The sequence below is a fragment of the Pseudoxanthomonas sp. genome (genome assembly GCF_027498035.1).
In the GTDB taxonomy this organism is placed as follows: Bacteria; Pseudomonadota; Gammaproteobacteria; order Xanthomonadales; family Xanthomonadaceae; genus Pseudoxanthomonas_A.
In genome coordinates this window covers 239979-265676 of record NZ_CP114978.1, presented here as the reverse complement: position 1 = coordinate 265676, position 25698 = coordinate 239979, and the positions used below count along the sequence as shown (strand labels likewise).

Genomic DNA, 25698 nt, shown 5'->3' with positions numbered 1-25698 from the left:
GGTTCAGTGCGCGACGCCATGGGTCTGGCCCAGGGCCGGAGCGGCATCGTGGTGGACCAGCTGGCGACCCGAGAGCTTGCGCAGGGCCACGTAGAACACCGGGGTCAGGAACAGGCCGAACAAGGTCACGCCCAGCATGCCGGCGAACACGGTGATGCCGGTGACGGCGCGCACTTCGGCGCCGGCGCCATGGCCCAGCACCAGCGGCACGGTGCCGGCGATGAAGGCGATGGACGTCATCACGATGGGACGCAGGCGCAGGCGGCAGGCTTCCAGCGCCGACTCGACGATGCCCTTGCCGCTCAGTTCCAGCTCACGGGCGAATTCGACGATCAGGATCGCGTTCTTGCACGCCAGGCCCATCAGCACCACCAGGCCCACCTGCACGAACACGTTGTTGTCGCCACCGGTCAGCCACACGCCCACCAGCGCCGACAGCAGCGTCATCGGCACGATCAGGATCACCGCCATCGGCAGGGTCCAGCTTTCGTACAGCGCCGCCAGCACCAGGAAGGCCAGCAGCACCGACATCGGGAACACGATCATCGCGGCATTGCCCTGGGTGGACTGCTGGTAGCTCAGGTCGGTCCATTCGATGCTCATGCCGTTGGGCAGCACCTTGCCGGCGATCCCGGCCACGGCCTGCATCGACTGGGTCGACGACATCACGCGCGGATCGGCTTCACCGATCAGGTCGGCAGCCGGATAGCCGTTGTAGCGGATCACCGGGTCCGGGCCATAGGTGGTGGCCATGTGCACCATCGAACCGATCGGCACCATCTGGCCGGCGGCGTTGCGGGTCTTCAGGTTGGCGATGTCCTCGACGCTGTCGCGGAACGGCGCGTCGGCCTGGGCGATCACCTGCCAGGTCCGGCCGAAACGATTGAAGTCGTTGACGTACGACGAACCCAGGTAGGTCTGCATGGTGTCGAACAGGTTGGTCAGCGGCACGCCCTGGGCCTTGGCCTTGTCGCGGTCCACCTGCGCATCCAGCTGCGGCACGTTGGCCTGGTAGGTGCCGATGGGGAAACCCATGCCCGGGGTCTGCGAGACCGTGCCGGCCACCGCGTTCACCGCCTGCTGCAGGGCGCCGTAACCCAGGCCTGCACGGTCCTGGATATAGAGCGAGTAACCCGAACCCTGGCCCAGGCCGAGGATCGGCGGCGGCATGATCGCGAAGCCGAAGCCTTCCTGCAGCTGCGAGATCTTGCCGTTGAGTTCGGCATTGATCTCCACCGCACTGCGATGGCGCTGGCTGGCCGGCTTGAGCGTGATGAACACCGTGCCGGTGTTGGGCGTATTGGTGAACTGCAGCGCGTTCAAGCCAGGGAAGGCAATCGCATGATCCACGCCTTCGGTGTGCAGGGCGATGTCGCTGACCTTGCGCAGCATGGCGTCGGTGCGCTCCAGCGAAGCGCCTTCGGGCATCTTCACGCCGCCGATCAGGTACAGCTTGTCCTGGGTCGGGATGAAGCCACCCGGGACCACCTTGAACATCACGCCCGCACCAACCAACAGCAGCACGTAGACCACGAACACCGCACCGCGCTTGCCCAATGCCTTGGACACCGCGCCCTGGTACTTGTTGGAGCTGGTGTTGAAGAAGCGGTTGAACGGACGGAACAACCAGCCGAACAAGCGGTCGATCAGGCGCGACGGGCCATCCTTGGGCGCGTCATGCGGCTTGAGCAGCATCGCCGCCAGCGCTGGCGACAGGGTCAGCGAGTTCACCGCCGAGATCACGGTGGAAATGGCGATGGTCACGGCGAACTGCTTGTAGAACTGGCCGGTCACGCCGGACAGGAACGCCATCGGTACGAACACCGCGCACAGCACCAGCGCGATCGCGACGATCGGCCCGGACACTTCGCGCATGGCCTGGTGGGCGGCCGCCAGGGGCGACAGGCCCTCCTCGATGTTGCGCTCGACGTTCTCCACCACCACGATCGCGTCGTCGACCACGATGCCGATCGCCAGCACCAGGCCGAACAGGCTCAGCGTGTTGATCGAAAAGCCCAGCAGGTACAACGCCGCGAACGTCCCGACCACCGACACCGGCACCGCCAGCAACGGGATGATCGACGCGCGCCAGGTCTGCAGGAACAGGATCACCACCAGCACCACCAGGATCACCGCTTCGATCAGCGTGTGCACCACGGCGCTGATGGAGTCGCGCACGAACACGGTCGGGTCGTACGGTGCGGCCCAGGTCATGCCTTCGGGGAAGCGCGTGGCCAGTTCGGCCATCTTGGCGCGGACTGCATCGGACAGTTCCAGCGAGTTGGCACCGGGCGACTGGAACACGCCCATGCCGACCGCATCCTTGTTGTCCAGCTGCGAGCGCAGCGCGTAGGTGCCGGCGCCCATTTCGATGCGGGCCACGTCACGCAGGCGCACGATCTCGCCGTTGTCGCCGCTCTTGACGATGATGTTGCCGAACTCGGCCTCGGTCTGCAGGCGGCCCTGGGTGTTGATGGATAGCAGGAAGTCACTCTTGGTCGGCATCGGCTCGGCGCCGAGCTGGCCGGCAGACACCTGCACGTTCTGCTCGCGGATCGCGGCGGTCACATCCGAAGCGGTCAGATCGCGCGCGGCGATCTTGTCCGGGTCCAGCCACACGCGCATGGCGTAATCGCCGGCACCGAAGATGTTGATCTGGCCCACGCCCGGCAGGCGCGCCAGCTCGTCCTTGATGTTCAGCACCGCGTAGTTGCGCAGGTACATCGAGTCGTACTTGCCGTTGGGCGACTGCAGGTGCACGACCATGGTCAGCGTCGGCGACTGCTTCTGGGTGGTCACGCCCTGGCGGCGCACGTCTTCGGGCAGGCGCGCTTCGGCCTGGGCCACGCGGTTCTGCACCTGCACCTGGGCCTGGTCCGGGTCGGTGCCGGGACGGAAGGTCACGGTGGTGACCAGCACGCCATCGGAGCCGGCGACGGACTTCATGTACATCATGTTTTCGACGCCGTTGATCGCTTCTTCAAGCGGCGTGGCGACGGTCTCGGCGATCACCTTGGGGTTGGCGCCCGGATAGGTGGCGCGCACCTGCACGCTGGGCGGGACGACCTCCGGGTATTCGCTGATCGGCAGCAGTGGCAGCGCGATCAGGCCGGCGGCGAAGATCACGATGGACAGCACCGCGGCGAAGATCGGCCGGTCGATGAAGAACTTGGAAATGTTCATGGGTGGCTCGCTCTCATGAGAGATGCTCTGGCTGCCGCACGGATGCGGGCCAAAGGGCGCCCGACGAACCGCCAAGGGCAGTCCGGGGCATTGCTTGGGACGCGCCGCGCTCCCTAATGGAACGCGGCGCTGTTGCGTCAGGCCGGGCGCGCGGTCATCCGCGCCGGCCGGCTTGCGGTCAGTCGACCATCGCCGTGGCCTTGCCCGCCGGCGGCGGCGCCATCGCCACGGCCTTGGCCTGCACCGGCATGCCGGGCATGAAGACCTTCTGCACGCCATCGACAATCACCTTGTCACCGGCCTTCAGGCCACCGCTGACGATGCGCAGGCCATCGGCCAGGCGGCCCAGCTGCACATCGCGACGCTGGGCCTTGCCTTCGCCATCCACGACGTAGACGTACTTGCGGTCCTGGTCGGTCAGCACGGCCTTGTCGTCGACCAGCATGGCCTCGAACTCACCGCTGCCCGGCAGCAGCACGCGGGCGAACAGGCCCGGCACCAGGCTGTGGTCGTCGTTGTCCATCAATGCCCGCACGCGGATGGTGCCGGTGCTGGCACTGAGCTGGTTGTCGACGAAATCCACCTGGCCGGCATGCGGATAACCGTCTTCACCGACCAGCGCGACCTTGACCGGCAGGTTGCCGTCGCGACCGCTCGGGCGCTCGCCTTCGCGGGCCAGCTGCGAGTAGCGCAGGAAGGTCGCTTCGTCCGCGTCGAAGTGCACCTGCACCTGGTCCGACACCACCGTGGTCAGCACGCTGGCCGCATCGCCGGCACCGACCAGGTTGCCGGCGGTGACCAGGGCACGACCGGCACGGCCGGCGATGGGCGCACGCACCTTGGTCCATTCCAGGTCCAGCCTGGCCGAATCCACTGCGGCCTGTGCGGCCTGGACTTCAGCACTGGCCTCTTCGGCCGCCGAACGACGCTGTTCGTACAACTCGGTCGACATGGCCTGCAGGTCGGTCAGCTTCTTGGCACGGTCGGCCTCGCCCCGGCTCTGGCCGGCGGCGCTGCGCGCACGGGCCAACTGGGCCTGGGCCTGGGCCAGCGCAGCCTTGTAGCTGCGGGCGTCGATGGTGAACAGCACATCGCCGGCCTTGACTTCATCGCCTTCGCGATAGCTCACCGAATCGATGTAGCCAGACACGCGCGGGCGCAGCTGCACGGTCTGCACCGCCTCGATGCGGCCGCTGAATTCGTCCCACTGCTTGATCGGCTTGATCAGCACCGGCGCGGCGCTGACGGCCGGAGGTGGCGGCGCGGCGGTTTCGGCGGCATTGCTGTTGCAGCCGGCAATCACGGCCACCGACAGTGCCAGTAGCGCGAAGGACGCCAGACGCTTGTTGCGCGAAAAGGATTGAGAAGTGATCTGGTTCATGACGGATTCTCGGGTGGGGAGAAAGGGGAAAGACGGGGAAGGCTGGGACCTCAACTTCACTTGAGGTCAAGCACTGGAAATGGCGGAGACCTGGGGCAGCGGGTCGAACAGGGTGCGCAGTGGCGGCGGCGTCCAGGCCGCGTCGAAACGGACGATGGCGCGTACCGGGCCGGGCTTGGTCGGGCGCAGCAATTCGACCGCCTTGCGGCCGACGCTCATCGCATCGGGCCAGCCCGCACAGGCATGCACGCGGTTCTTCGGCGTGGACAACGGATGCTCCACGGCCAGCAGTTGCACGCGTACGCCCAGCGGCGCGGCTTCCTCATGCAGCACCTTGGCCAGCATGTGCAGCGCGGCCGAGCCAATCGAGGCGTGGCCATGCCCTGCCCAACCGCATTCGGTGGCCGGCCCGCCGATCATCACGTAGTGCGTGGTGGCGTGTTCCTGCTGCAGCAGCGGCAACAGGTGGCGTGCCGCGGCCAGGTGCGCCAGCACGTCGGAGTCGAAACGCTCGCCGAGCTTGTCGCTGGACTTTTCCAGCAGGCGTCCGCTGAAAGAGGGCGCGAACAGGTGCGCGAACACCGCATGCAGGGTCACCCCGCGTGCCCGGATCTCATCGGCCAGCAGCCGCGCACCGGTTTCATCGATGACGCCTTCGCGCGGCAGCAGGGTCAGCTGCGACTCGTCGCGATAGCACTCAGCCAGCGCGTCCAGGTATTCGCCCCGCTCACCGATGGCCAGGACCGGACTGCCGGCTTCGATCAGCGCGCCAACCACGCCCGCACCGGCCGCGGTGTGCGCACCGAGCACCAGGGCAGTCGGAATGTAGCCCTTGGCGATCATCCCACTCACGGGAATTTTACTCCCGCCACCGGGATAATCCCAGAATCACGACCAAGCCGACGCGGCCCCTGCAGGCTGACCCTGGCCGCGCCAAGCTGGCTGCGGCGCATGGGTGCGAAATCACGCAAGCCCTTGCCGTTGCTGGAACCCACGAACGGAAGCCCCCGTGAAACGGCGCTTTCATTATGAACTTCCGGGTTCAATATTTTCTGGAAACGAGCGAGCAGCGACATGGCGGCGGGCGGAGTGATCAGGACAGGCGGCCACTTTAGTCGCGCATCCAGGACTTGATTAGTCTGGATTTGGGGGAATAATAATCCCGCTACCGGTCCAATCCCTCCCCAACGAGGAACCCCCATGTCCCACGATCTCAACGACACCCTGATCTTCGTCAAGGTGGTCGAGCAAGGCAGTTTCGTCGGCGCCGCCGCCGCACTGCGCCTGCCCAAGACCACGGTCAGCCGCAAGGTGCAGGAACTGGAAACCCGGCTCGGTGCGCAGCTCCTGCACCGGACCACACGCAAGCTGGGCCTGACCGAAGCCGGCAACGTCTATTACGAACACTGCCAGCGCATCGCCCGTGAACTGGCCGAGGCCGAAAGCGCCGTCGGCCAGCTCCACGCCGGTCCGCGCGGATGGCTGCGCGTCACTGCGCCCTACTCCATCGGCATCGACAAGATCGCCCCGTTGCTGGGTGAGTTCCATGCCCGCCACCCGGAGGTGCGCGTGGAACTGCTGCTCAGCAACGAACCCATGGACCTGATCGGCGGCGAAGTCGATGTCGCCCTGCGCTTTGGCAACCTGCCCGACTCCAACCTGATCGCACGCAAGCTCGGCGTACTCAGCACCCAGGTGTTCGCAGCCAAGAGCTACATCGCCCGCCATGGCGAACCGCTGCATCCGGACGACCTGCAATACCACCGCACCTTCGCCATGCCCAAGCACCGTCACGGCAACAGCTATAGCTGGACGATGGATGACGGCACCGGCGCCCGCGCGTTCACCGTCAATCCGATCCTGGTGGCCAATGATCCTTCCGCGTTCAAGGGCGCACTGCTGGGCGGCGAGGGCCTGGTGATCTCCGCCGACGTGACCATGAAGCCACTCGTGGAGAACGGCCTGGTCCAGCGCGTCCTGGCCGGCTGGACCGGCGGCGAGTACGTGCTCAACGCGGTCTTCCCCCGTGGCCACGTGCAGTCGCCCAAGGTCCGTGCCTTCGTCGACTTCCTGCTGGAACGACTGAACCTGGAGATCGACTACATGAGCGCGCACTGCCCGCTGATGCAGGGCAAGCGCGCCGCAGAGGAAGCCGGCGAAGCCAGCGAAGACGTCAAGCGCCTCCTCGAAGAAGCCATCGCCTGACGGCCAGCCCGGGCCGCCACCGATCCACGGGAAAAGCCGGCTGCAAGGCCGGCTTTTCACTGGCGTCCATCAGTCCGTTCTGGCCCTCACGGCAGATGCTTGTGACGACGATGGATACCTCGACTGGGACCAGCGAACTGCCTAGGCACCTGTTGAGGCGCGCCGCAAACCAGAGAGCATTGCTCGCTGGCCTTGGAGAAGAACTTTCCGCTAGCGCCGGTCAATGGCTGGTGGTGCAGTCCGCTTGCGCCAGCTTATCCAGCCGACCACAAGCGACAATGTCGCCACGATGCTCGGGGGCACAGCGTGCCCATACTCGCCGTGGATGATGACGGTCGCCAGGGCGGCCAACATGACTGCACAACCAAGCGCCGAACCCAACAGGCGGCTCGGCGCCCGGAAAAGCAGAATGGCAGCAGTGAGCTCGAGTGATCCGGTCACGAAATGGAACCAGCGCGGGTAGCCCCATTTCAGATACTCCCCATAGATGGATCCCGGGGCGAAGATATTGCTGAGCGAGCCCACGACGAAGAACACTGCAAGCGCCAGGGGCAAGATGTGGCGCCATGAGAATTTAGACATTTGTCCGACCTTGGATGACGGGCTTGCTGCCGAGGAATGGCATGAGTGCCTGGCCGACAAGCCAGATGATTTCCGACGAATACCGCGGCATGAAAAGGTGATTGACGGGCTCCGTCCTCACCACAGGAGGACGGGCGCCTGCTTCAACCAGGTGTCAGTCGTCAGTTGCTCCACCACGAACCGAGCGACATCGGCGCGCGCGATTTTCCCGCCGTTGATGCCGGCGAGGTCGGTCACAGCTCTCGAACTTCCACGTGCCGGATCGTTGGTGAGCATGCCGGGCCGGACAATGACCCAATCGAGTGAGCTGGCGCGGATCGCGGCTTCCTGGCGTCCCTTGTCCTTGTAGGCATGGCGCAGCAGCAAGGGCTGGAAGAGCCGATCGAATACGAAACCGCCGTGGCCGCGGCTGTTCCCGACCCCCAGCGCGGAGATGCAAACCAGGCGACGGACACCGCTGCGGTTCATTGCGGCGACCAGTGCGCCTGTCGCCTCGGTCAACAGGTTGACCTTGTTGAAAAGGCTAACGCCGCTCCCCAACGAGCTGACGACGGCATCACATCCCTCCAAGGCGCGCATCAGGACACCTTCGTCGCGAGCATCACCCTCGATGATGTCTGCCCCCGGGAGATCGGGCGCGCGCGCCTTCGAGCGAACCAGAACCACGACGGAATGCCCCTTCTCCAGGGCGTCGCGGACGATCAATCGTCCGGTTCCGCCAGTAGCACCCAAGACAAGTACCTTCATCTTCGACCTCGATCTTTGTTGGTATGAACACCCCATCCGCGGGAGGAATGGGCCCTTCCAGCTCCCTGCCGGCATCGTGCTGGGATCCAAGCCGTCGCCCCGCCCGTTCAACTTCCAGACGACGAAGCCGCTCCCGCGATGATCTGCTCGTCTGCCCGGGCCAGTGATGGGAAAGCGCACGGGAGCGGATGCTGGCAGGGAGTTCCGGGAGCAGGAGACCCGTTATTCGGTCCAGGTCTACTATAGAGACCGCTTCCGCGCGCCGTAAGGAGGCAGTTTTTTGTAACCACCTGATCCCGAGGAATTCCGCATGAGCAACGCATCAAGCGCCATCGAAAGATTCAGCCGATATCCGATGGGCGAGTCCACGTCCGCCCATTGCCCGGTGCGCGACGTGCTTGACCGTATCGGCGACAAATGGAGCATGCTCATGATCATGGCGCTCGCGATGCGACCGCACCGCTTCAACGAGCTTCACCGCGCTGTCCATGACATTTCCAAGCGCATGCTCACCCAGACCCTGCGCGACCTGGAGCGCGATGGACTGATCACCCGCCATGTCTTTCCGACCAAGCCGCCGGGCGTTGAATACCGCCTGGCCCCGTTGGGTCAATCGCTGCTGGACCCGATGGCGGGCCTCATTGATTGGGCCGATCGCCGCCATGGCGACATCCGTGCCGCACGCGCACGCTTTGACGACACCCGCGGCGATGCCCCACGTCAGGCTTCCGCCTCAATCAGAAGTGCCGCCTGACAACACCAAACAGCAAGGGTGATCAATCAAGCCGGCACGCCGTTCGCTCCCTGTCAGCACCTGCGGATATTCGGAAAGGGAAGGACAAACATTCGCGTGCAGCGAAGTGCCACACGCCACATCCGGAGCAGATGCCGGGCTGCGGATGCAGGGCTGAATGGGCACTTCCTAGCTTTGATGATCTGAGCGCGATAACACGATGGCAAACCAGAAACCGATGCATTGGGATGGCCACGAAAGCCGAAGACATGTATCCAGTTTCCACATATGCACTCAGATTGCGCTTACGAAAAAGCCGACCACAGGGGTCGGCTTTCTTGTTTCGGCTTGAACCCCTTGGGAATCAAGCCTCTATTGGTGGGCGGTGCAGGGATCGAACCTGCGACCCTTGCCGTGTGAAGGCAATGCTCTACCGCTGAGCTAACCGCCCGCGATGCAGGCCCTGAGGCCTGATCGGGGCGCAAATAATAATGGCCTTCTCGCATTCGGTCAAACCGTTTTTTTGACCTCATGCCATTCCCTCTTCCAACAGCCATCCTGCACGCTCTTCTGCGTGCACGCACATCCACGCATCGACGCCAGCCGCGATGAAAGACGCGCATGCACACGCGTTCCGCCCACCTGTTGAAAGTCCGTGATCAGCGCCAAGGGGCGCGCACGTGGAAGCACGCAGCAGGACAGATGGCCCGGTGATCGCGAAACACGCTTGGTCGCGCCGTACGCGCCTGCAACTGCTGGACGCCCGTAGACCTGGCTGCATCGCCAGCATCTTCGATGCCGAGGATGACCTGAATGGTGCCCGGAGCCGGAATCGAACCGGCAAGGGATTGCTCCCGGCGGATTTTAAGTCCGATGCGTCTACCAGTTTCGCCATCCGGGCAGGAAGGCAGGTGCGCAGGCTAGCAGGAAGCTAGCCGATGCGCCCATCGCTTCGATCCATCACCGCGCGCTTGCGGCATCGATTCATCGCGATGTTCAAACAGCGAACGACTCATCCGCGCGCATCAGGAACAAGGATTTTCCGAAAGCAATGCCTGACGCTGCGCAGCGATGGTCCGAAGATTGGCCGCCACTGATGGCGAGCCACAAAAAAGGCCCCGTCTCCAGGGCCTTGATTGTGAAACCGGCAATGTCGGTTTCGAATTGGAGCGGGATAAGAGACTCGAACTCTCGACCTCAACCTTGGCAAGGTTGCGCTCTACCAACTGAGCTAATCCCGCGTTTTGAAACTGAAATTCCGGCGAACCGAAGCTTCTTCTGAATTTTGGAGGCCTGGGTCGGAATCGAACCGGCGTACGCGGATTTGCAGTCCGCTACATGACCACTCTGCCACCAGGCCGGTGACGCGCGGTTGGCCTTTCGACCTTCCGATAAAAACAAAACCCCTGGCTGGGGGTTTCGTCGGCACCCTTGAAGCAGACATCACCACAAGCGCGTTTTGAAACTTGGAGCGGGATAAGAGACTCGAACTCTCGACCTCAACCTTGGCAAGGTTGCGCTCTACCAACTGAGCTAATCCCGCGTTTCGAGAGGCGAAATTGTAGTGTCTTTCTTGGCCGTGTCAACGGCTGTTTGCTCATCTGCCCGAAGACTTGGCCAAGCGGCCCGCAGATACTGGTATCCCGAGTACAGCGTGAGCAGTGCAGCGACCGCCAGCAGCCAGTCGCCCAGGTGGAAAACGGGCACGCTCATCCAGATGTTGCTCAAGCTGTGGCTGGCCGGGCGCACCGAATACAGCAGGCAGCCCAGCGCCACCATCTGCACGGTGGTCTTGACCTTGCCGATCCAGGCGACCTTGACCTTGCCGCGCTGGCCGATCTCCGCCATCCACTCGCGCAGGGCCGAGACCGCGATTTCACGGCCGACGATGACCGCCGCCCAGAACGCCATCCACGGCGTGGGGTGGCCCTGCACGATCAGGAACAGCGCAACGGCCACCATCAACTTGTCGGCCACCGGGTCCAGGAAGGCACCGAAGGCCGAGTACTGGTGCCAGCGGCGCGCGATCCAGCCATCGAGCCAGTCGGTGAACGCCGCGACGGCAAACACGGTCACCGAGGCGATGCTGGTCCACCAGAACGGCAGGTAGAACACCACGACGAGTACGGGGATCAGGACGATCCGGAGCAGGGTGAGCCAGGTGGGGATGGTCAACTTCATGTTCGATCAGGGCCGGGCGCGGTGGGATTGGCCGGTGCAGGCAGTCCGTGCAGGTTAGCGTAGATGCGCTGCGCGAGCGCGTGATTGACGCCATCCACCCGCGCGATTTCTTCCACGCCGGCGGCCTTGAGGCCTGAAAGTCCGCCAAAATGCTTGAGCAGGCTCGCACGCCGACGAGGACCGATGCCGGCGATGTCTTCCAGCTTGCTGGTGGTGCGCGCCTTCTGTCGCTTGCCGCGGTGGCCGGTGATGGCGAAGCGGTGTGCTTCGTCGCGCACCTGCTGGACCAGTTGCAACGCCGGCGACGCCGCGCCGGGATTCACTTCACGGCCGTCGTCCAGGATCAGGGTCTCGTGGCCGGCGCGGCGCTCCACGCCCTTGGCCACGCCCACCAGCACGACCCCATCGACGCCCAGGTCAGCCAACGCCGCACGCGCCTGGTTCAACTGACCAGTGCCGCCATCGATCAGCAACACGTCCGGCAACACCGTGCCCTCCTCCATCGCGCGGCGGAAGCGACGTTCAATCGCCTGGCGCATGGCTGCATAGTCGTCGCCCGGCTCGATCCCGGTGATGTTGAAGCGCCGGTACTGCGAGCGCACCGCGCCCTTGTCATCGAATACCACGCACGAGGCCACCGTCGCCTCGCCCATCGTGTGGCTGATGTCGAAGCATTCGATCCGCTGGGCCGGCGCAGGCAGGCCCAACAGCTCCTGCAGCGCAACGCTGCGCGCGGTCTGTGCGTTGCGACTGGTCATCTCCGTAGCCAGGGTGATCTCGGCATTGCGCCGCGCCAGGTCCAGGTAACCGGCGCGCTCGCCGCGCACGCTCCACTTCAACTGCACCTTGCGACCGGCACCCAAGGTCAGCGCCGCTTCGATCAGTTCGGCTTCGGGGATTTCGCGGTCCAGCAGGATTTCGCGCGGCGCGACCTGTTCTGCGTAGTACTGCGACACGAACGCGGCCAACACTTCGTCGGCGCTTTCCTCGCCGTTGGTGCGTGGATAGAAGGCGCGCGTGCCCAGGTTGCGACCGTCACGGAACGCCAGCAGCAGCACGCAGGCGGTGCTGCCGTGCATCGCACAGGCCAGCGCATCCAGGTCGGCCGCATGCCCGTCCACGTACTGGCGCGACTGCATGCCGCGCAAGCGCTTGAGCAGGTCGCGCAGGCGCGCAGCTTCTTCGAACTCGAGTTTTTCGGCGGCGCGTTCCATCTCGCCGGTGAGCTCATCGCTGAGCTCGTCACTGCGCCCGCCCAGGAACAGCGAGGCCCGATGCACCGATTGGTCGTAATCGGACTGGCTCACCAGGTCCACGCACGGCGCGGTGCAGCGCCCGATCTGGTACTGCAGGCACGGCCGCGTGCGATTGCGGAAGACACTGTCCTCGCAGTTGCGCAGCTTGAACAGCTTTTGCATCAGGTTGAGTGTGTCGCGCACCGCGCCGGCGCTGGCGTAGGGGCCGAAATAGCGCCCCTGGATCGCGCGCGGCCCGCGATGCAGCGCGATCCGCGGGAAATCCTCGCGGGTCAGCAGTACGTACGGGTAACTTTTGTCATCGCGCAGCGAGACGTTGTACCGCGGCGTCAGCGACTTGATCAGCTGGTTTTCCAGCAGCAGCGCTTCGGATTCGGTGCGGGTGACGGTGACATCCATCCGCGCGATCTGCGCAATCATCGCGATGGTGCGCGGGTTGCGCGGCGCGTTGTTGAAATAGCTGCCCACGCGGTTGCGCAGCGCCCGTGCCTTGCCGACGTACAGCAACGTGTCGTCGGCGGCGTACATGCGGTACACGCCTGGCGCAGTGCTCAGACCTGCAGCGAATGCCTTGCCGTCGAACGTGTCTTCGGGTTTTGGGACTGCGCGACGGTTCATTCGTCGATCGGCACCTGCGTCAGCGTGTTGCTGGCCAGATCTAGGCACAGCACCGCGTGCGCATCGGTTTCGGAGATCCACAGCTTGCCACCGAAGGCGGCGATACCGGCCGGCCCGGCCAGCTTGCGCAGGTCGAGCGTAGCCACCACCCCACCACCCAGGCGCAGGCTGCGGATGCGGCCGTTGCCGGTATCGGCGATCCACAGCAGCGGCGAATCCGGGTCCAGCGCCAGGGCTTCGGGCGCCTGCAGCCGCGCCTGCTGGCGCTGGCCGTCGGCGTCGCCGAACTCCCACATGCCCTGCCCGACCAGCGTCTGGGTCAGATCGCCGCGCAACTGCACGCCGCGGATCGAGGAAGCCAGCGTGTCCGCGACATACAGCGCCTGCTGGACCTGCGCCAGGCCGCTGGGCTGGGCGAAGCTGGCCAGGATGCCGGCGCCATCGCGTTGGCCCATCTGCCCTGATCCGGCACGGCATTCCAGCACGCCCAGGCCATCGCCGTGGTTCCAGGTCCAGACACGGTTGTCGCCGGCCAGGGTCACGTGCAGGTCACCATTGCCGGCCACCAGCGCGGTTGGCGACGGCAGCGAGACATCCTTCAGCGAACGGATCGGCCCTTCAGACGGCATCGTCGCGCGGCGGTTGCCCAGGACCGTCTGGACCGCGCCGCTGCGCAGATTGATCCGACGCAGCAGATGGTTGCCGGTGTCGGCCACGTACAGCTCTTCGCGCAGCAGCGACAGGCCGTTGGGGCGACAGAAGCTGGCGGTCTCCGGCTCGCCATCCAGGGCATCGGCCGTGCCGTTGCCGAACCGGCGCAGCACGCGGCCGGCATGAGTGCATTCCAGGATCTGGTGGTGGCCGCTGTCGGCCACGTACAGGCGTTCGGCGGTAGCAACCAGGCCGGTGGGAAAGCGCAACGGCGTGCGCGGCTCCAGCTGGGTTTCTACTCGACGCACGTCTTCCCGCGGCTCGGGTAGCGGGTCGCAAAGCGTGGAAATGGCCGTCTCCAGCGCACCGGTGCCAGGGCTGCCGACGATGCGCTCGACCATCCGCCCCTTGGCGTCGATCAGCACCACGGTCGGCCAGGATTCGATGCCGAAACGCTGCCAGACATGCCAGTTCAGGTCATGCACGATCGGAAACGTGACCCCATGCCGGCGCAGGCGCTTGAGCACCGCCGACGGATCGCGATGCGCGTCGAAACGCGGCACGGCCAGCACCAAGACCTGCAGCCGGCCCGGATACCGGCGTTGCAGCAACGCCAGGTCGGCCAGCCGCTGCATGCACCAGGCCGAAGCCGGGTCCACGAAGGCCAGCGCCACCGCGCTGCCCTCCAGCGATCGCAGGGCGATGGGCGCTGCGTTCAGCCAATGCAGGCCGTGCGGAAAATCGGGAGCGTGGATGGCGGTCATGTGCCCTGGATTATGCCGGAGGCGTGTTCACGCGTCGGACCAGGCCCGCCCGGGCTGCCGGATCGAGCAACCGATCCGGATTCCAGCGCGCAGGCACAACTCCGCTCAGGACAGGCCATCCAGATGGCGCTGGGCGCGCGCCAGGTCCTCGGGCGTATCCACGCCCGGCGGGAACTCGGCTGGCGTCAGGGCCACCGCGATCCTGAAGCCGGCTTCCAGCGCGCGCAGCTGTTCCAGTGATTCGGTCCGCTCCAGGCGTCCAGGCGGCAGGGCGGCGAACTGGCGCAAGAAGCCGGCGCGGTAGGCATAGATACCGATATGGCGCAGGAATGGCGCAGGCGATTCAGGCAGCACGTCGCGGCTGCGCGCGAACCCGTCGCGATGCCAGGGCAGCGGCGCGCGGCTGAAATACAGGGCATCGCCGTTGTCGGCCACCACCAGTTTGACGGCGTTGGGATCGAAGACCTGCTCGGCCTCGGTGATCGGCGTGGCCAGGGTCGCCATCGGATGGCCGCTGGACGACAGCGCGGCCGCAACCGCGCGAATGCCCTCGGGCGGCGCGAACGGTTCATCACCCTGCAGGTTCACCACCAGGGTGTCGTCGCTCCAGCCGGCGATCCTGGCGCACTCGGCCAGGCGGTCGCTGCCCGAAGCATGACTGGCCGCGGTCATCGCCACCTGGACGCCGCTGCCTTCCAGCACGCGCGCGACGCGCTCATCGTCGGTGGCGACCCAGACTTCGCGCGCGCCGGCAGCCAGCGCGCGCTCGGCCACGTGCAGCACCAGCGGCCGGCCACCGAGCAGGCGCAGCGGCTTGCCCGGCAGGCGCGAGGCATCGTGGCGTGCGGGGATGGCGACGACGAAGGGTTCGTTCAATTCAGACATGCGCAGGCTCCATGGCCAGCCTCCAAAAGGGATGGAGTGGCGTCATTACGGTGTATTCCGAGGCCGCGACCATGGGGCTGCACACAGCGCCTGTAGAGCGGAGCTTGCTCCGCTGGCAGCCTCCCCTGTGACCCGACCGGAGAGCAGCGGAGCAAGCTCCGCTCTACGGGGCGCGTTTGTGCGATCTGCCTCACGGCTTTTCCGCCACCTTTGCACGGGCCGCGCGCAGCGGCAGCAGGCGCGCATCCAGCGCCACCCAGAAGGCCTCCGGCAGCTCGGCGTCGATGGGCACGCTGTAGGCCCAGTCGCCGGCAAGGCCCGCACATTTCACGGCATCCTTTTCGGTCATCAGCACCGGCAGCTCGCTGCCAAACTGCAGATCCTCGGCGCGGTAGGCGTGGTGGTCGTCGAAGGCGTGCGGGACCACGCCGATGCCATAGTCGCGCAGCATGTCGAAGAAGCGCGCCGGATTGCCGATGCCGGCGACCGCATGCACGCGGTGCCCGCCGAACGCCGACAGCTGCAGCGGCTTGCCCGCGACCAGCGGCACTGCGCGGTCCGAATGCAGCGTCATCGCCCATTCGCCGAAACCGGCGCTGCCGCCGTTGACCACGCGGAAATCGCAGCGCAGGCCGCGCGCTGCGGGCTCGCGCAGCGGACCTGCCGGCAGCAGGCGGCCATTGCCGTAGCGGCGACGGCCGTCGATGACCTCGATTTCCAGGTCGCGCCGCAGGCGGTAATGCTGCAGGCCATCGTCGCAGACCACGATGTCGCAGCCTTCGGCGGCCAGCGCACGCGCGGCGGCCACGCGGTCGCGATCCACGCGCACGCGCACGCCGGTCCGGCGCGCAATCAGGACCGGCTCGTCGCCACCATCGGCTGGCGCGGTCTGCAGGTCCACCCAGCGTGGTGTTTTTTCATTGCTGCGGCCGTAACCGCGACTGGCCACGCCGGGGTTCCAGCCGGCATCGCGCAGGCGCTGGACCAGGGCGATGGTCAGCGGCGTCTTGCCGGTCCCGCCGACCGTGACGTTGCCGACCACGATCACCGGCACCGGCGCGCGCTTGCGGCCAAGCAGGTGCAGGCGGAACAACGCCGCACGCAGCTTCAGCACGCCTGCATAGACATGCTCCAGCAGGGCCGCCAGCGGTGGGACCGGCGCACCGTCGAACCAGTGGCGCGGGGTCTTGGGCGCTTTGCTCATTCGGCCTCGCGGAACTGCGCACCGTGCAGCTGTGCGTACAGGCCGCCCCTGGCCAGCAGTTCGGCGTGCGTGCCCTGCTCCACCAGGCAGCCATGATCGAGCACCAGCACCTGGTCGGCGTGTTCGATGGTCGAAAGGCGGTGGGCGATGACCAGCGTGGTGCGGTCGGGCATCAGCTTGGTCAGCGCATCCTGCACCAGGCGCTCGGATTCGTTGTCCAGTGCGGCGGTGGCCTCGTCCAGGATCAGGATCGGCGCGTCCTTGAGCATCGCCCGGGCGATCGCCAGGCGCTGGCGCTGGCCACCGGAGAGCTTGCCGCCCTTGACGCCGATCGAGGTGTCCTTGCCTTCCGGCAACTGTTCGACGAACTCCATCGCGTGGGCACCGTGCAGGGCATGCTCCAGCGCCTGTTGATCGGCGGACTGCATTTCGCCATAGGCGACGTTGGCCGCGACGGTGCCGTCGAACAGCATCACCTGCTGGCCGACCAATGCGATCTGCCGGCGCAGGTCAGCCAGCGCGTAGTCCTGCAGCGGTTCGCCATCGACCAGGATCTGCCCGGCCTCCAGATCGTAGAAGCGCGGGATCAGCTTGATCAGGCTGGACTTGCCGCTGCCCGAGCGCCCGACGATGGCAGTCACCGTGCCCGGTTTGGCGACGAAGCTGATGTGCTCCAGCGCCGGCTTGCTCTGGCCCGGGTAGCGCGCAGTGACATCGCGGAACTCGATCGTGCCCTTGGCCCGACCCAGCGTGCGCGTGCCGGTGTCCGATTCATCCGGCGCGTCCAGCACCGAGAACAGGCGTTCGGCCGAAGCCACGCCGCGCTGCAGGACGTTCTGCACGCTGGTGAGGTTCTTCAGCGCCGGGATGATGCCTGCCATCGACAACAGCAGCGAGAAGAAGCTGCCGGCATCCAGCCGTCCCGCCCGGGTTTCGTAACCTGCAATCAATAACAGTCCAGCCAGGCCGATGGCGCCCATCATCTGCACCGTCGCGGTGGAGAGGCCGCGGGTGGACTCGACCTTCATCGCCAGACGCAGATTATTGTCGGCGAGCGCGTGATAGCGCGTCAGCTCGGACTGCTGTGCACCGTAGATCTTGACTTCCTGCTGATTGGATAGGGTTTGGTCAGCCGACTGCAGCAGCTGGGCACCACTTTCCTGGATGCGATGGCTGACACGTCGGTAACGCTTGGCCACCTTGTTCATCACGAATGCCAGCGGCGGCACCAGCACGACGATCGCCATGGTGACTTGCCAGCTGACAATCAACATATTGACCAGTAGTGCAAGCGCCTGCAGCCCCTGCTGAATCATGGTTTTGAGAGCGTCCACCGCGGCCTGTGCGACCTGGTCGGAGTCCGACCCCAGGCGCACCAGCATCGACGGCACGGGCTCGGCATCGAAACGCGCACCCGGCAAGCGCAGATATTTCCCCAGCACCTTGACACGCAGGTCGCGCGCGATGCTGCGCGCCGCGCGCCCCATCGACATATCGGTGATGTAGCCGGCGATGCCGCGCACCAGGAACAACAACACGATCATCACCGGCATGACCCAAAGCGCCTGCGGCGGCCCCTCATTGAGGAAGGTCTTGTTGGTGATCGGCGCCATCAAATGCGCAAAGCCCGCGGTGCCTGCCGCCTCCACCATGGCAGCGATGAAGGCCACAACCAGCAGCACCCGATACGGCTTGGCGAAGGTCAGCAGCCGGCGATAGGTTTTCCAGCCCGAATCTTGCGAGGCTGCGCTCACTTGGCCTGCTCCGGTGCGGTGGCGATCGACACCCGCTTGAAATTGAGTTGGGCCAGCGCGTCCAGTGCCGTCACCACCGCCTGGTGCGGGGTGCGGCCATCGGCGCGCAACAGGACTGGCTGGCCGCGGTCGGTGCCTGCGGCCTGGTTGATGGCCTGCTTGAGCGCATCGACATCGGTGCGCAGTACTTCGCTGTCACCGACGAAATAGCGGCCTTCGGCATTGACCAGCACGCTCAACGACTTGGCCGGTACATCCGAAGGCTGCTGCGATGCCGACGGCAGCTTCAACTGCAGGGTCGAACGCGCGTCGAAGGTGGTGGTGATCACGAAGAAGATGATCAGGACCAGGATCACGTCGATCAGCGGGACCAGGTTGATTTCCGGCTCGTCGTGGGCACGGTCGTCACGGATACGCATGCGCAGGCTCAGTCGTGCTGCCGCGGGGCAGCGGCGTTGCGCATTTCCAGCGCATCGGACAGCGCCATGGCCTGCTGCTCCATCTCCACCACGTAGCCGGTGATCCTGCCGCGGAAGTAGCGGTGGAAGATCAGCGCCGGGATCGCCACCAGCATGCCGGTGGCGGTGCACACCAACGCCTTGCCGATGCCTCCGGCGAGCTGGTTCACGTCGCCCAGGCCGTGGTCCAGGATGCCCATGAACATCTGGATCATGCCGACCACGGTGCCCAGCAGGCCCAACAGCGGGCCGGCCGCGGCAATCGTGCCCAGGGTGTTGAGGAAGCGCTCCATCCGATGGACCAGATGGCGGCCGGTGTCCTCGATGCGCTCGCGGACGATGTCGCGCGACCGATGGCGCACGTCCAGCGCGGCGGCGAGCAGCGCGCCCAGCGGCGAGGTCTGGCGCAGCGATTCGATGTGCGAGCTTTCCAGGTCGGCCGAAGCAGCCCAGCGGCGGACTTCCTCACCCAGGCCCGGCGGCAGGATCTCCTTGCGACGCAGGCTCCAGAAGCGTTCGACCACGATGGCCAGGGCCAGCACCGCGAGCAACAGCAGCGGAATCATGGGCCAACCGCCCGCCTTGACCAGTTCCAGCACGTTCAATCCTCCGGCATGCGCGGCCGTTCGGTAACAGACCGATAGGATAGCGCAGCGCCCTGCTTCACTCCGGCGGCGTCCCAAAGCCTGCGCTTGTCGACACGTCGCTCGCGCACGGCGACCCCGCCGCCGTCCAGCCACACCATCAGCGCGCCACTCTCAGCGGTATTGAGGACTTCGGCGCCTGCCTGCTGCCAGCGGTGCACGATCCGTGGCTGGGGATGGCCGAACCGGTTGCCGTCACCGGCCGACACCAGTGCCAGCCGCGCGCCGGTGGCCTGGACGAACGCCGGATCGGACGACTCGCCACTGCCGTGATGCGCGGCCAGCACCACCTGCGCCCGCAGCTTGCCAGGCTGGGTACGCACCAGCTCGCGTTCGATCACCTGGCCGATGTCACCGGTCAGCAGTGCGGCGCCGCTTGCCGTTTCCACCCGCAGGACGCAGCTGGCTTCGTTGCCCAGGTACGGAAAGCCGCGCCCCGGATGCAGGACTTCGAAGCGCACCCCATCCCAATGCCACGCCTGTCCCGCCCGGCACGCGGTCTGCAGGGGTACCGGCGCGCCGGCCGGGCTCAACACCTCCAGCACCGGCATCCCCAGCCGCACCGCCCCCAGGCCACCGGCGTGGTCGGCATCGCCGTGGCTGACCATCACCCGATCCAGTCGCACGACGCCCAGCGCATGCAGGGCCGGGACGACGACGCGCTCGCCAGCATCGAAGCCATCGGCAACGGCCGGCCCGGTATCGAACAGCAGCGCATGGCCGTGGGTGCGCACCAGCACCGACAGGCCCTGCCCCACGTCCAGCACGGTCAGGGTCGCCGCGCCTTGCGCCGGACGGCCGGTGTCCGGCCACAGCAGCGGCAGCCACAACAGCAGGGCAAGCGGCTTGCCGGGCACGCCGCGCGGCAGCAGTAACCAGAAGGCCCCCGTCAGCGCCAGTGGCAGCGCGTACCAGGCGCCTTCGGGCAACCACCACAGCGCGAACGGACGCTGCGCCATCCACGCGAACAGCTGCCAGCTTGGCTCGAACGCATGTCCCGCCAACCACCACACCGGCCTGCCCCAGCCAGCATGCAACGCTTCAAGCCCGGTCCCGAGCAGCGCCAATGGGACCACCACCAGGCTCCACCACGGAATCGCGACCAGGTTGGCCAGCGGCCCGGCCAGCGAGGCCTGGCCGAACAGCACCACCGTCAGCGGCAGCAGGCCCAGCGTGGCCACGCCCTGCGCGGACAGAAATTGCCGCAGCATCGGCGCATCGCTGCGCGGCAGGCACCACAGCAACCAGCCCACGCCGGCAAAGCTCAGCCAGAACCCGGCCACCAGCGGCGACAGCGGATCGACCAACAGCACCGCCAGCGTCGCCAAGGCCAGCGAGCGCACCCCACCGGCCGGACGCCGTCCGCACCGCGCCAGCGCCACCACCGCGATCATCAGCAGGGTGCGCACCGTCGGCAGTGAGAAACCTGACAACAGCGCGTAGCCGGCCGCGAACACCAGCGCCGCCAGGCCTGCGGCCATCGCCCGCGGCAGGCGTCGCCCCAGCATCGGCCACAGCCGCCACAATCCAGCGGCCAGCAACGCGCCGAAGCCGGCCACCAAGCCAACGTGGAAACCGGAGATCGCGATCAGGTGGGTCAGCCCGGCCGCGCGCAGCGTGTTCCAGTCCACGTCATCCAGGCCACCGGTATCGCCCAGTGCCAGCGCGCGGATGAAGCGCCGCGCGTCGGCAGGCGCCTGCGCCGCGATCCGGGCGGACATGCGCTCACGCCAGGCATCCACGCCACGCCCGGGTGACAACACCCGTGCTTGCTCCGCCTGGCGCACATATCCGGTCGCCGCCACGCGCCGCGCCAACGCGTAACGCTCGCTGTCGAAGCCACCTGGATTGGCCAGGCCGCGCGGCGCGCGCAGGCGCACGACCAGGCTCCAGCGCGTGCCCGCATGCAGCTGCGTGCGCGGCCCCGGCGTGGTGGCGCCGAAGTCGTCGTACCAGGACAGCTGCAGGCGTCGCCCGCAACCGGGTGTCGGTGCACCCGGGCACGCATCAGCCAGGAAATCAAAACGCGTGCGCCGGGCCTCAGCCTGCGGCAGGCCGACGATGCGGCCTTCGATCACCAGGTCGCGCTTCTCCCACTGCGCGGGAAGCTGCGCCGACAGTGCCCAGCCCGCCTGCAATCCGGCCCAGCCGAAACCCACCAGCAGCGCAGCCACGACCCGCCACGCGCCGGGGCGGAACCACAACATCGCCCCCAGCCCGGACGAAGCAACCAGCACCGCGCGATGCGGCAACACCGGCCACCACAGGCAGGTGCAGACGCCGCACAGCAGCGCGGTGGCGACCGCAACGCCGAACGGCGCCACCTTCCCATCCGCACCTGCCGAAAACGGCCATGCGACGCGCGTCCGCCATCCCTGGGTCCATTGCATCGGCGGCCTCCTGCCTGCGCTGCCTTGCCAGCATGCCGCGGCGCGATCCACCCGCACCATCGGCACAGCGCGCGCGGGTTTGTCAGGCAAATCCGAACCGCCATCGTGCTGCGTTACCATCGCCGCGCGTCAGACCAGCCAGGTCCGTGTCAGCCGCCGCCCTTCCCGCCGCACTGCGGCTCCTGCGCGCCCTCATTCCATGTCCAACGCTCCCTTCCGCGCCGGCAAGGCCGCCGTCGCCTTCATCCTGGTCACCGCGATGCTCGACGTGGTGGCGATGGGGATCATCATTCCGGTCCTGCCACACCTGATCGAGGAATTTTCCGGCAGCAGCGCGCGCGCCGGGCTGATCAATGGCGTGTTCGTCGCGCTGTGGGCGCTGATGCAGTTCCTGGTCTCGCCCATCGTTGGCTCGCTGTCGGACCGCTACGGACGGCGGCCGGTGATCCTGATGTCCACCGCAGGCCTGGCGATCGATTACGTGCTGATGGCCGTGGCCCCGAACCTGTGGTGGCTGGCGGTCGGGCGCATCGTGTCGGGCATCACCACAGCCAGCTTCACCACCGTCTACGCCTACATGGCCGACATCACCACGCCGCAGAACCGGGCGCGCGGCTACGGCCTGATCGGCGCGGCATTCAGCGCCGGCTTCGTCGCCGGCCCGTTGATTGGCGGCGTGCTGGGCGAATGGTCACCGCGCGCACCGTTCTGGGCGGCGTCGGTGATGAGCGGGCTGGCGTTCTGCTATGGCCTGTTCGTGCTGCCCGAATCGCTGACCACCGAACGGCGCATGGCGTTTTCCTGGCACCGTGCCAATCCGCTGGGCGCGCTGCGCCTGCTGCGCTCGCATGCCGAACTGACCGGGCTGGCCGTGGTGAATTTCCTGCTGTACTTCGCCCACCACGTGTTCTCGGCGGTGTTCGTGCTGTACGCGGGCCAGCGCTACGGCTGGGGCGCGTGGCAGGTCGGCATGCTGCTGGCGCTGGTCGGTGCGCTGGACATGTTGGTGCAAGGCCTGCTGACCGGGCCGATGAGCAAGCGCCTCGGCGACCGCCGCACGATGATCGTCGGCCTGTGCTTCGGCGCGATCGGCATCGCCTGCATGGGCCTGGCGCCGACCGGCTGGTTGTTCGTCGCAGCGATGCTGCCCAACGCGCTGTGGGGCGTAGCGATGCCGACCATCCAGTCGCTGATGACCCAGCGTGTGTCCGAATCCGAACAGGGCCAGCTGCAGGGCGCCAACAATTCGGTGGGCGCCATTGCCGGCGTGCTCTCGCCGGTGTTCTTCGGCTGGGTGTATTCGGCCTCGGTCGGGCCGCAGGCCAGGATTCCCTACATCGGCACCGCGTTCCTGATCGCCGCGGGCGTGCTGGCCGCGGCCGCGCTGATGGGCGTGGTCGGTGGACGCCGCCTGGAACCGGCTCAGGGGCTGGGAGGCAATCGAACGCCGTAGCGAGCGCATCGCCAGGTGTTCATGGCGGCGGCCGCAGCAGGCGGGCGCTTGCCTCTCAGCCTCTCACGCCAGCGACCAGCGCCCCAGTTCGTCGTAGGGCGCGCCGCTCACCCCGCGCAGCAGCACGACACTGTCGAACGCCAGCCGCACCGGCGCGCAGTCCTCGGGCGGCGCACGCCGGTCATCGTTGTGGCCCAGGGTCAGGTGCGGGTGGAACGCCGGCGATTTGGCCAGCAGCAGCCGGTTGAGCATCGCGGCCTGGCGCATGTGCACTTCCAGTCCGGCCAGGGCGCGTGGCGTCTGCGAGGCCACCAGCACCACCGAATTGCGGCCGAACACCGCCACCTGGTCCAGGGTCAGCACGAAGGCATCGCCTTGCACGGCGCTCATCGCCCGCCCCGCGCCGGCAACCAGCGAGGGAATCTGTTCGTCCATCGGCTGGCCCAGGTACAGCAGGGTCACGTGGCGCTTGGCCGCCAGCACCGGCTTCATCCGGCCGAAGCGCGTGGCGTGCAGACGCGTGGCCTCGTCCAGCACCGCCTGATCGCCTTCCGAAGGCATCAGGGCGAAGAACAGGCTGGGCGGCGGCGTGCTGGGCCGGGCGAAAAAATCGTCCTGCATGGTGTTTCAAGATTCCCTGTAAGCACCGGCAACGCGCGGTGCGTCACCGGGCCAGACGGCCAGTCGCGAACGCCGCGACTGGCCGCGCTGCATCAGATCGCGGCGGTGATGACGATCTCGACCTTCCACTCCGGATTGGCCAGCTGCGCCTGCACGGTGGCCCGGGCCGGGGTGTGGCCGGGGACGACCCAGGTTTCCCACTCGGCATTCATGCCGGAAAACTCGGACAGGTCGGCCATGAAGATCTCGGCGCGCAGGATTTTGGACTTGTCCGAACCGGCCTGCGCCAGCAGCGCGTCGATATGGCCCAGCACCTCGCGGGTCTGGGCGCTGATGTCGCCGCCGGCTTCGGCAATCTGCCCGGCCAGGTAGGCCACGCCGTTGTGCACGGTCATCTCGGACATGCGGGGACCGGTATCGAAACGCTGGATCATGGAAGGCAGCTCGTCTGGGGTTGTGAGGCGCGCCACGCTACCGGCCCGGCGCCTCGCTGCCAAGCGCCGCTCACAAGGGCTGGCGGCTGGATGCTGCGTTCCAGGCGCAGCGCGGCGTTTCCACCGCCAGCGAACACCCTGGCGCCCACCATCGGCAGCTTCATCATTTCCCAGCCCCCGAGGCATTCCCATGGCCGACAGCAACGCCAGCGCCACCCTCCTGTTCTCCCCGACCCGGCTCGGCGACATCGCCCTGGCCAACCGCGTGGTCATGGCCCCGCTGACCCGCGACCGCGCCATCGAAGGCCGCGTGCCCACGCCGCTGGCCATCGACTACTACACCCAGCGCGCCAGCGCCGGCCTGATCATCGCCGAGGCCACCCAGATCAATCCGCTCGGCCAGGGCTACCTGGATACGCCCGGCATCTACAGCGCCGGGCAGATCAGCGGCTGGAAGGCCGTGACCGACGCCGTGCACGCGGCTGGCGGCAAGATCGTGCTGCAGCTCTGGCATGTGGGCCGCATCTCGCACGTCAGCCTGCTGCCCGAAGGCGAAGTGCCGGTCGCCCCCAGCGCGATCCGCGCCAACAGCAAGACCTTCACCGCCAACGGCATGGAAGACGTGTCCGCGCCGCGCGCGCTCGGACTGGACGAAATCCCGCAGCTGATCGCCGATTACCGCAGTGCCGCGCGCAACGCCATCGATGCCGGCTTCGACGGCGTGGAAGTCCACGCGGCCAACGGCTACCTGATCGACCAGTTCCTGCGCGATGGCAGCAACCACCGTACCGATGCCTATGGCGGCAGCATCGAGCACCGCACCCGCCTGCTGACCGAAGTCGTGCAGGCCGTGGCCGATGAAATCGGCGCTGGCCGCACCGGCGTGCGCCTGTCACCGGTCACGCCGGCCAACGACGCCCGCGATTCCGATCCACAGCCGTTGTTCGAACGTGCGGTCAAACGCCTGGACGACATCGTTGGCCTGGCTTTCATCCACGTGATCGAGGGCGCCACCGGTGGCCCACGCGACAACATCGCCTTCGATTACGCCGCGCTGAGGGCCAAATTCCACGGTCCGTGGATCGTCAACAACGGCTACGACAAGGCCATGGCCACCGCCGCACTGAGCACGGGCCAGGCCGACGCGGTCGCCTTCGGCCGGCCGTTCATCGCCAATCCCGACCTGGTCGCCCGCCTGCGTCATGACGCACCGCTGGCGCAGTTCGACCAGAACACGCTCTATGGCGGCGGCGCCAGGGGCTACACGGACTATCCGGCGCTGGATGCGCACACTGCCGGCTGAGTCTTCCACCATGTCCTGCCGTGCATTGCGGCAGGACCTAGCACGCCCTTCATGGTTCGTGAAGGGCGTGTGGAACCTCCTGTGTTATCCTAAGCATGTTCCACGCAGCTACGCGCGCGTTTCGTCCGGCCATTCCGGCGCTCGTCTCTCGCTTTCCTCCTCAGGTTCCTCGCCTCCGCTGGTGAGTGAATCCTTCCTCGAGCGCCCTGCCGGGCCTTCTAACCCAGCGTCGCGATAACGCCCCCGGCGTT

General features: G+C 66.7%; 20 protein-coding genes, 5 tRNA genes and 1 pseudogene. 4 read left to right on the top strand and 22 right to left on the bottom strand.

Annotation, left to right across the window (positions count from 1 at the left end):
- Window positions 1-3: 3 nt before the first annotated feature.
- The 4 genes from O8I58_RS01245 to O8I58_RS01230 form a co-directional block, all read right to left on the bottom strand.
- Window positions 4-3183 carry an efflux RND transporter permease subunit gene (locus O8I58_RS01245; RefSeq protein ID WP_298319985.1) on the bottom strand — a complete coding sequence of 1060 codons (3180 nt, stop codon included), beginning with the start codon at window positions 3181-3183 and terminating at the stop codon, window positions 4-6.
- Window positions 3184-3361: 178 nt separating this feature from the next.
- Window positions 3362-4555, bottom strand: coding sequence for an efflux RND transporter periplasmic adaptor subunit (locus O8I58_RS01240; RefSeq protein ID WP_298322614.1), 1194 nt, complete (start codon window positions 4553-4555; stop codon window positions 3362-3364).
- Between the two features lie 75 nt (window positions 4556-4630).
- Window positions 4631-5416 (bottom strand): SDR family oxidoreductase, encoded by a 786-nt coding sequence (locus tag O8I58_RS01235; RefSeq protein ID WP_298319984.1) that lies wholly within the window; start codon window positions 5414-5416, stop codon window positions 4631-4633.
- Window positions 5413-5640: a hypothetical protein gene (locus O8I58_RS01230; RefSeq protein ID WP_298319983.1), complete on the bottom strand. Its 228-nt coding sequence runs from the start codon at window positions 5638-5640 to the stop codon at window positions 5413-5415. The genes O8I58_RS01235 and O8I58_RS01230 overlap by 4 nt, the downstream gene beginning before the upstream one ends.
- 124 nt (window positions 5641-5764) lie before the next feature.
- Between O8I58_RS01230 and O8I58_RS01225 the strand changes: the two genes are divergently transcribed.
- A complete protein-coding gene (locus O8I58_RS01225) occupies window positions 5765-6769 on the top strand; it encodes a LysR family transcriptional regulator (protein WP_298319982.1) in 1005 nt (334 codons plus the stop codon).
- A gap of 210 nt (window positions 6770-6979) precedes the next feature.
- On the opposite strand, the gene O8I58_RS01220 is transcribed toward O8I58_RS01225, so the two are convergent.
- Both O8I58_RS01220 and O8I58_RS01215 read right to left on the bottom strand, forming a co-directional pair.
- Entirely contained in the window at window positions 6980-7351 is a 372-nt protein-coding gene (locus O8I58_RS01220; RefSeq protein WP_298319981.1) for a DoxX family protein, read from the bottom strand.
- 117 nt (window positions 7352-7468) lie between these two features.
- Complete coding sequence (locus O8I58_RS01215) at window positions 7469-8098, bottom strand: NAD(P)-dependent oxidoreductase (protein ID WP_298319979.1); 630 nt, start codon at window positions 8096-8098, stop codon at window positions 7469-7471.
- 355 nt (window positions 8099-8453) lie between these two features.
- On the opposite strand from O8I58_RS01215, the gene O8I58_RS01210 reads away from it, so the two are divergent.
- Window positions 8454-8852: a winged helix-turn-helix transcriptional regulator gene (locus O8I58_RS01210; protein ID WP_345781335.1), complete on the top strand. Its 399-nt coding sequence runs from the start codon at window positions 8454-8456 to the stop codon at window positions 8850-8852.
- 355 nt (window positions 8853-9207) lie between these two features.
- Here the strand turns inward: O8I58_RS01210 and O8I58_RS01205 are convergent.
- From O8I58_RS01205 to O8I58_RS01140, 14 genes and pseudogenes are all read right to left on the bottom strand, one after another.
- Window positions 9208-9282, bottom strand: a tRNA-Val gene (locus tag O8I58_RS01205).
- Window positions 9283-9645: 363 nt separating this feature from the next.
- A tRNA-Leu gene (locus tag O8I58_RS01200) sits at window positions 9646-9732 on the bottom strand.
- Window positions 9733-9996: 264 nt separating this feature from the next.
- Window positions 9997-10072 (bottom strand) — tRNA-Gly (locus tag O8I58_RS01195).
- 45 nt (window positions 10073-10117) lie between these two features.
- Window positions 10118-10191: transfer RNA gene (locus tag O8I58_RS01190), tRNA-Cys, on the bottom strand.
- Window positions 10192-10298: 107 nt separating this feature from the next.
- Window positions 10299-10374: transfer RNA gene (locus O8I58_RS01185), tRNA-Gly, on the bottom strand.
- Complete coding sequence (gene pgsA, locus O8I58_RS01180; RefSeq protein ID WP_298319977.1) at window positions 10365-11012, bottom strand: CDP-diacylglycerol--glycerol-3-phosphate 3-phosphatidyltransferase; 648 nt, start codon at window positions 11010-11012, stop codon at window positions 10365-10367. Before pgsA ends, O8I58_RS01185 begins: the two co-directional genes overlap by 10 nt.
- Window positions 11009-12886, bottom strand: a complete 1878-nt coding sequence (gene uvrC / locus O8I58_RS01175) for an excinuclease ABC subunit UvrC (RefSeq protein WP_298319975.1) — start codon at window positions 12884-12886, stop codon at window positions 11009-11011. The genes pgsA and uvrC overlap by 4 nt, the downstream gene beginning before the upstream one ends.
- Window positions 12883-14301, bottom strand: a complete 1419-nt coding sequence (locus O8I58_RS01170) for a redoxin domain-containing protein (RefSeq protein WP_298319973.1) — start codon at window positions 14299-14301, stop codon at window positions 12883-12885. Before O8I58_RS01170 ends, uvrC begins: the two co-directional genes overlap by 4 nt.
- A gap of 105 nt (window positions 14302-14406) precedes the next feature.
- Window positions 14407-15186, bottom strand: coding sequence for a 3-deoxy-manno-octulosonate cytidylyltransferase (gene kdsB / locus O8I58_RS01165; RefSeq protein ID WP_298319971.1), 780 nt, complete (start codon window positions 15184-15186; stop codon window positions 14407-14409).
- 190 nt (window positions 15187-15376) lie between these two features.
- Window positions 15377-16390: a tetraacyldisaccharide 4'-kinase gene (lpxK, locus tag O8I58_RS01160; protein WP_298319969.1), complete on the bottom strand. Its 1014-nt coding sequence runs from the start codon at window positions 16388-16390 to the stop codon at window positions 15377-15379.
- Entirely contained in the window at window positions 16387-18144 is a 1758-nt protein-coding gene (gene msbA, locus O8I58_RS01155; protein WP_298319968.1) for a lipid A export permease/ATP-binding protein MsbA, read from the bottom strand. Before msbA ends, lpxK begins: the two co-directional genes overlap by 4 nt.
- Window positions 18141-18563, bottom strand: coding sequence for an ExbD/TolR family protein (locus O8I58_RS01150; RefSeq protein ID WP_298319966.1), 423 nt, complete (start codon window positions 18561-18563; stop codon window positions 18141-18143). The genes msbA and O8I58_RS01150 overlap by 4 nt, the downstream gene beginning before the upstream one ends.
- Window positions 18564-18571: 8 nt before the next feature.
- The gene (locus O8I58_RS01145) at window positions 18572-19168 is read right to left on the bottom strand and encodes a MotA/TolQ/ExbB proton channel family protein (RefSeq protein WP_345781320.1); all 597 of its coding nucleotides are present in this window, start codon (window positions 19166-19168) and stop codon (window positions 18572-18574) included.
- A pseudogene (locus tag O8I58_RS01140) lies at window positions 19068-21570 on the bottom strand (DNA internalization-related competence protein ComEC/Rec2). The gene O8I58_RS01145 and the pseudogene O8I58_RS01140 overlap by 101 nt, the downstream one beginning before the upstream one ends.
- A gap of 265 nt (window positions 21571-21835) precedes the next feature.
- Between O8I58_RS01140 and O8I58_RS01135 the strand changes: the two are divergent.
- Window positions 21836-23089 carry a TCR/Tet family MFS transporter gene (locus tag O8I58_RS01135; RefSeq protein ID WP_298319964.1) on the top strand — a complete coding sequence of 418 codons (1254 nt, stop codon included), beginning with the start codon at window positions 21836-21838 and terminating at the stop codon, window positions 23087-23089.
- Window positions 23090-23152: 63 nt separating this feature from the next.
- Here the strand turns inward: O8I58_RS01135 and O8I58_RS01130 are convergent, their stop codons facing one another.
- Together O8I58_RS01130 and O8I58_RS01125 are read right to left on the bottom strand one after the other, a co-directional pair.
- Complete coding sequence (locus tag O8I58_RS01130) at window positions 23153-23710, bottom strand: 2'-5' RNA ligase family protein (protein WP_298319963.1); 558 nt, start codon at window positions 23708-23710, stop codon at window positions 23153-23155.
- Window positions 23711-23802: 92 nt separating this feature from the next.
- On the bottom strand, window positions 23803-24144 hold the full coding sequence (locus O8I58_RS01125) for a RidA family protein (RefSeq protein ID WP_298319962.1): 342 nt from the start codon (window positions 24142-24144) through the stop codon (window positions 23803-23805).
- Window positions 24145-24334: 190 nt separating this feature from the next.
- On the opposite strand from O8I58_RS01125, the gene O8I58_RS01120 reads away from it, so the two are divergent.
- Window positions 24335-25447, top strand: a complete 1113-nt coding sequence (locus O8I58_RS01120; RefSeq protein ID WP_298319960.1) for an alkene reductase — start codon at window positions 24335-24337, stop codon at window positions 25445-25447.
- Window positions 25448-25698: the final 251 nt, after the last annotated feature.

Bases quoted from the DNA above. Each gene is read 5' to 3' on its own strand.
- O8I58_RS01245 (WP_298319985.1), bottom strand. From the start codon at position 3,183: ATGAACATTTCCAAGTTCTTCATCGACCGGCCGATCTTCGCCGCGGTG.
- O8I58_RS01230 (WP_298319983.1), bottom strand. From the start codon at position 5,640: ATGTCGCTGCTCGCTCGTTTCCAGAAAATATTGAACCCGGAAGTTCAT.
- O8I58_RS01225 (WP_298319982.1), top strand. From the start codon at position 5,765: ATGTCCCACGATCTCAACGACACCCTGATCTTCGTCAAGGTGGTCGAG.
- O8I58_RS01220 (WP_298319981.1), bottom strand. From the start codon at position 7,351: ATGTCTAAATTCTCATGGCGCCACATCTTGCCCCTGGCGCTTGCAGTG.
- O8I58_RS01215 (WP_298319979.1), bottom strand. From the start codon at position 8,098: ATGAAGGTACTTGTCTTGGGTGCTACTGGCGGAACCGGACGATTGATC.
- O8I58_RS01210 (WP_345781335.1), top strand. From the start codon at position 8,454: ATGGGCGAGTCCACGTCCGCCCATTGCCCGGTGCGCGACGTGCTTGAC.
- pgsA (WP_298319977.1), bottom strand. From the start codon at position 11,012: ATGAAGTTGACCATCCCCACCTGGCTCACCCTGCTCCGGATCGTCCTG.
- uvrC (WP_298319975.1), bottom strand. From the start codon at position 12,886: ATGAACCGTCGCGCAGTCCCAAAACCCGAAGACACGTTCGACGGCAAG.
- O8I58_RS01170 (WP_298319973.1), bottom strand. From the start codon at position 14,301: ATGACCGCCATCCACGCTCCCGATTTTCCGCACGGCCTGCATTGGCTG.
- kdsB (WP_298319971.1), bottom strand. From the start codon at position 15,186: ATGTCTGAATTGAACGAACCCTTCGTCGTCGCCATCCCCGCACGCCAC.
- lpxK (WP_298319969.1), bottom strand. From the start codon at position 16,390: ATGAGCAAAGCGCCCAAGACCCCGCGCCACTGGTTCGACGGTGCGCCG.
- O8I58_RS01150 (WP_298319966.1), bottom strand. From the start codon at position 18,563: ATGCGTATCCGTGACGACCGTGCCCACGACGAGCCGGAAATCAACCTG.
- O8I58_RS01145 (WP_345781320.1), bottom strand. From the start codon at position 19,168: ATGATTCCGCTGCTGTTGCTCGCGGTGCTGGCCCTGGCCATCGTGGTC.
- O8I58_RS01135 (WP_298319964.1), top strand. From the start codon at position 21,836: ATGTCCAACGCTCCCTTCCGCGCCGGCAAGGCCGCCGTCGCCTTCATC.
- O8I58_RS01130 (WP_298319963.1), bottom strand. From the start codon at position 23,710: ATGCAGGACGATTTTTTCGCCCGGCCCAGCACGCCGCCGCCCAGCCTG.
- O8I58_RS01125 (WP_298319962.1), bottom strand. From the start codon at position 24,144: ATGATCCAGCGTTTCGATACCGGTCCCCGCATGTCCGAGATGACCGTG.
- O8I58_RS01120 (WP_298319960.1), top strand. From the start codon at position 24,335: ATGGCCGACAGCAACGCCAGCGCCACCCTCCTGTTCTCCCCGACCCGG.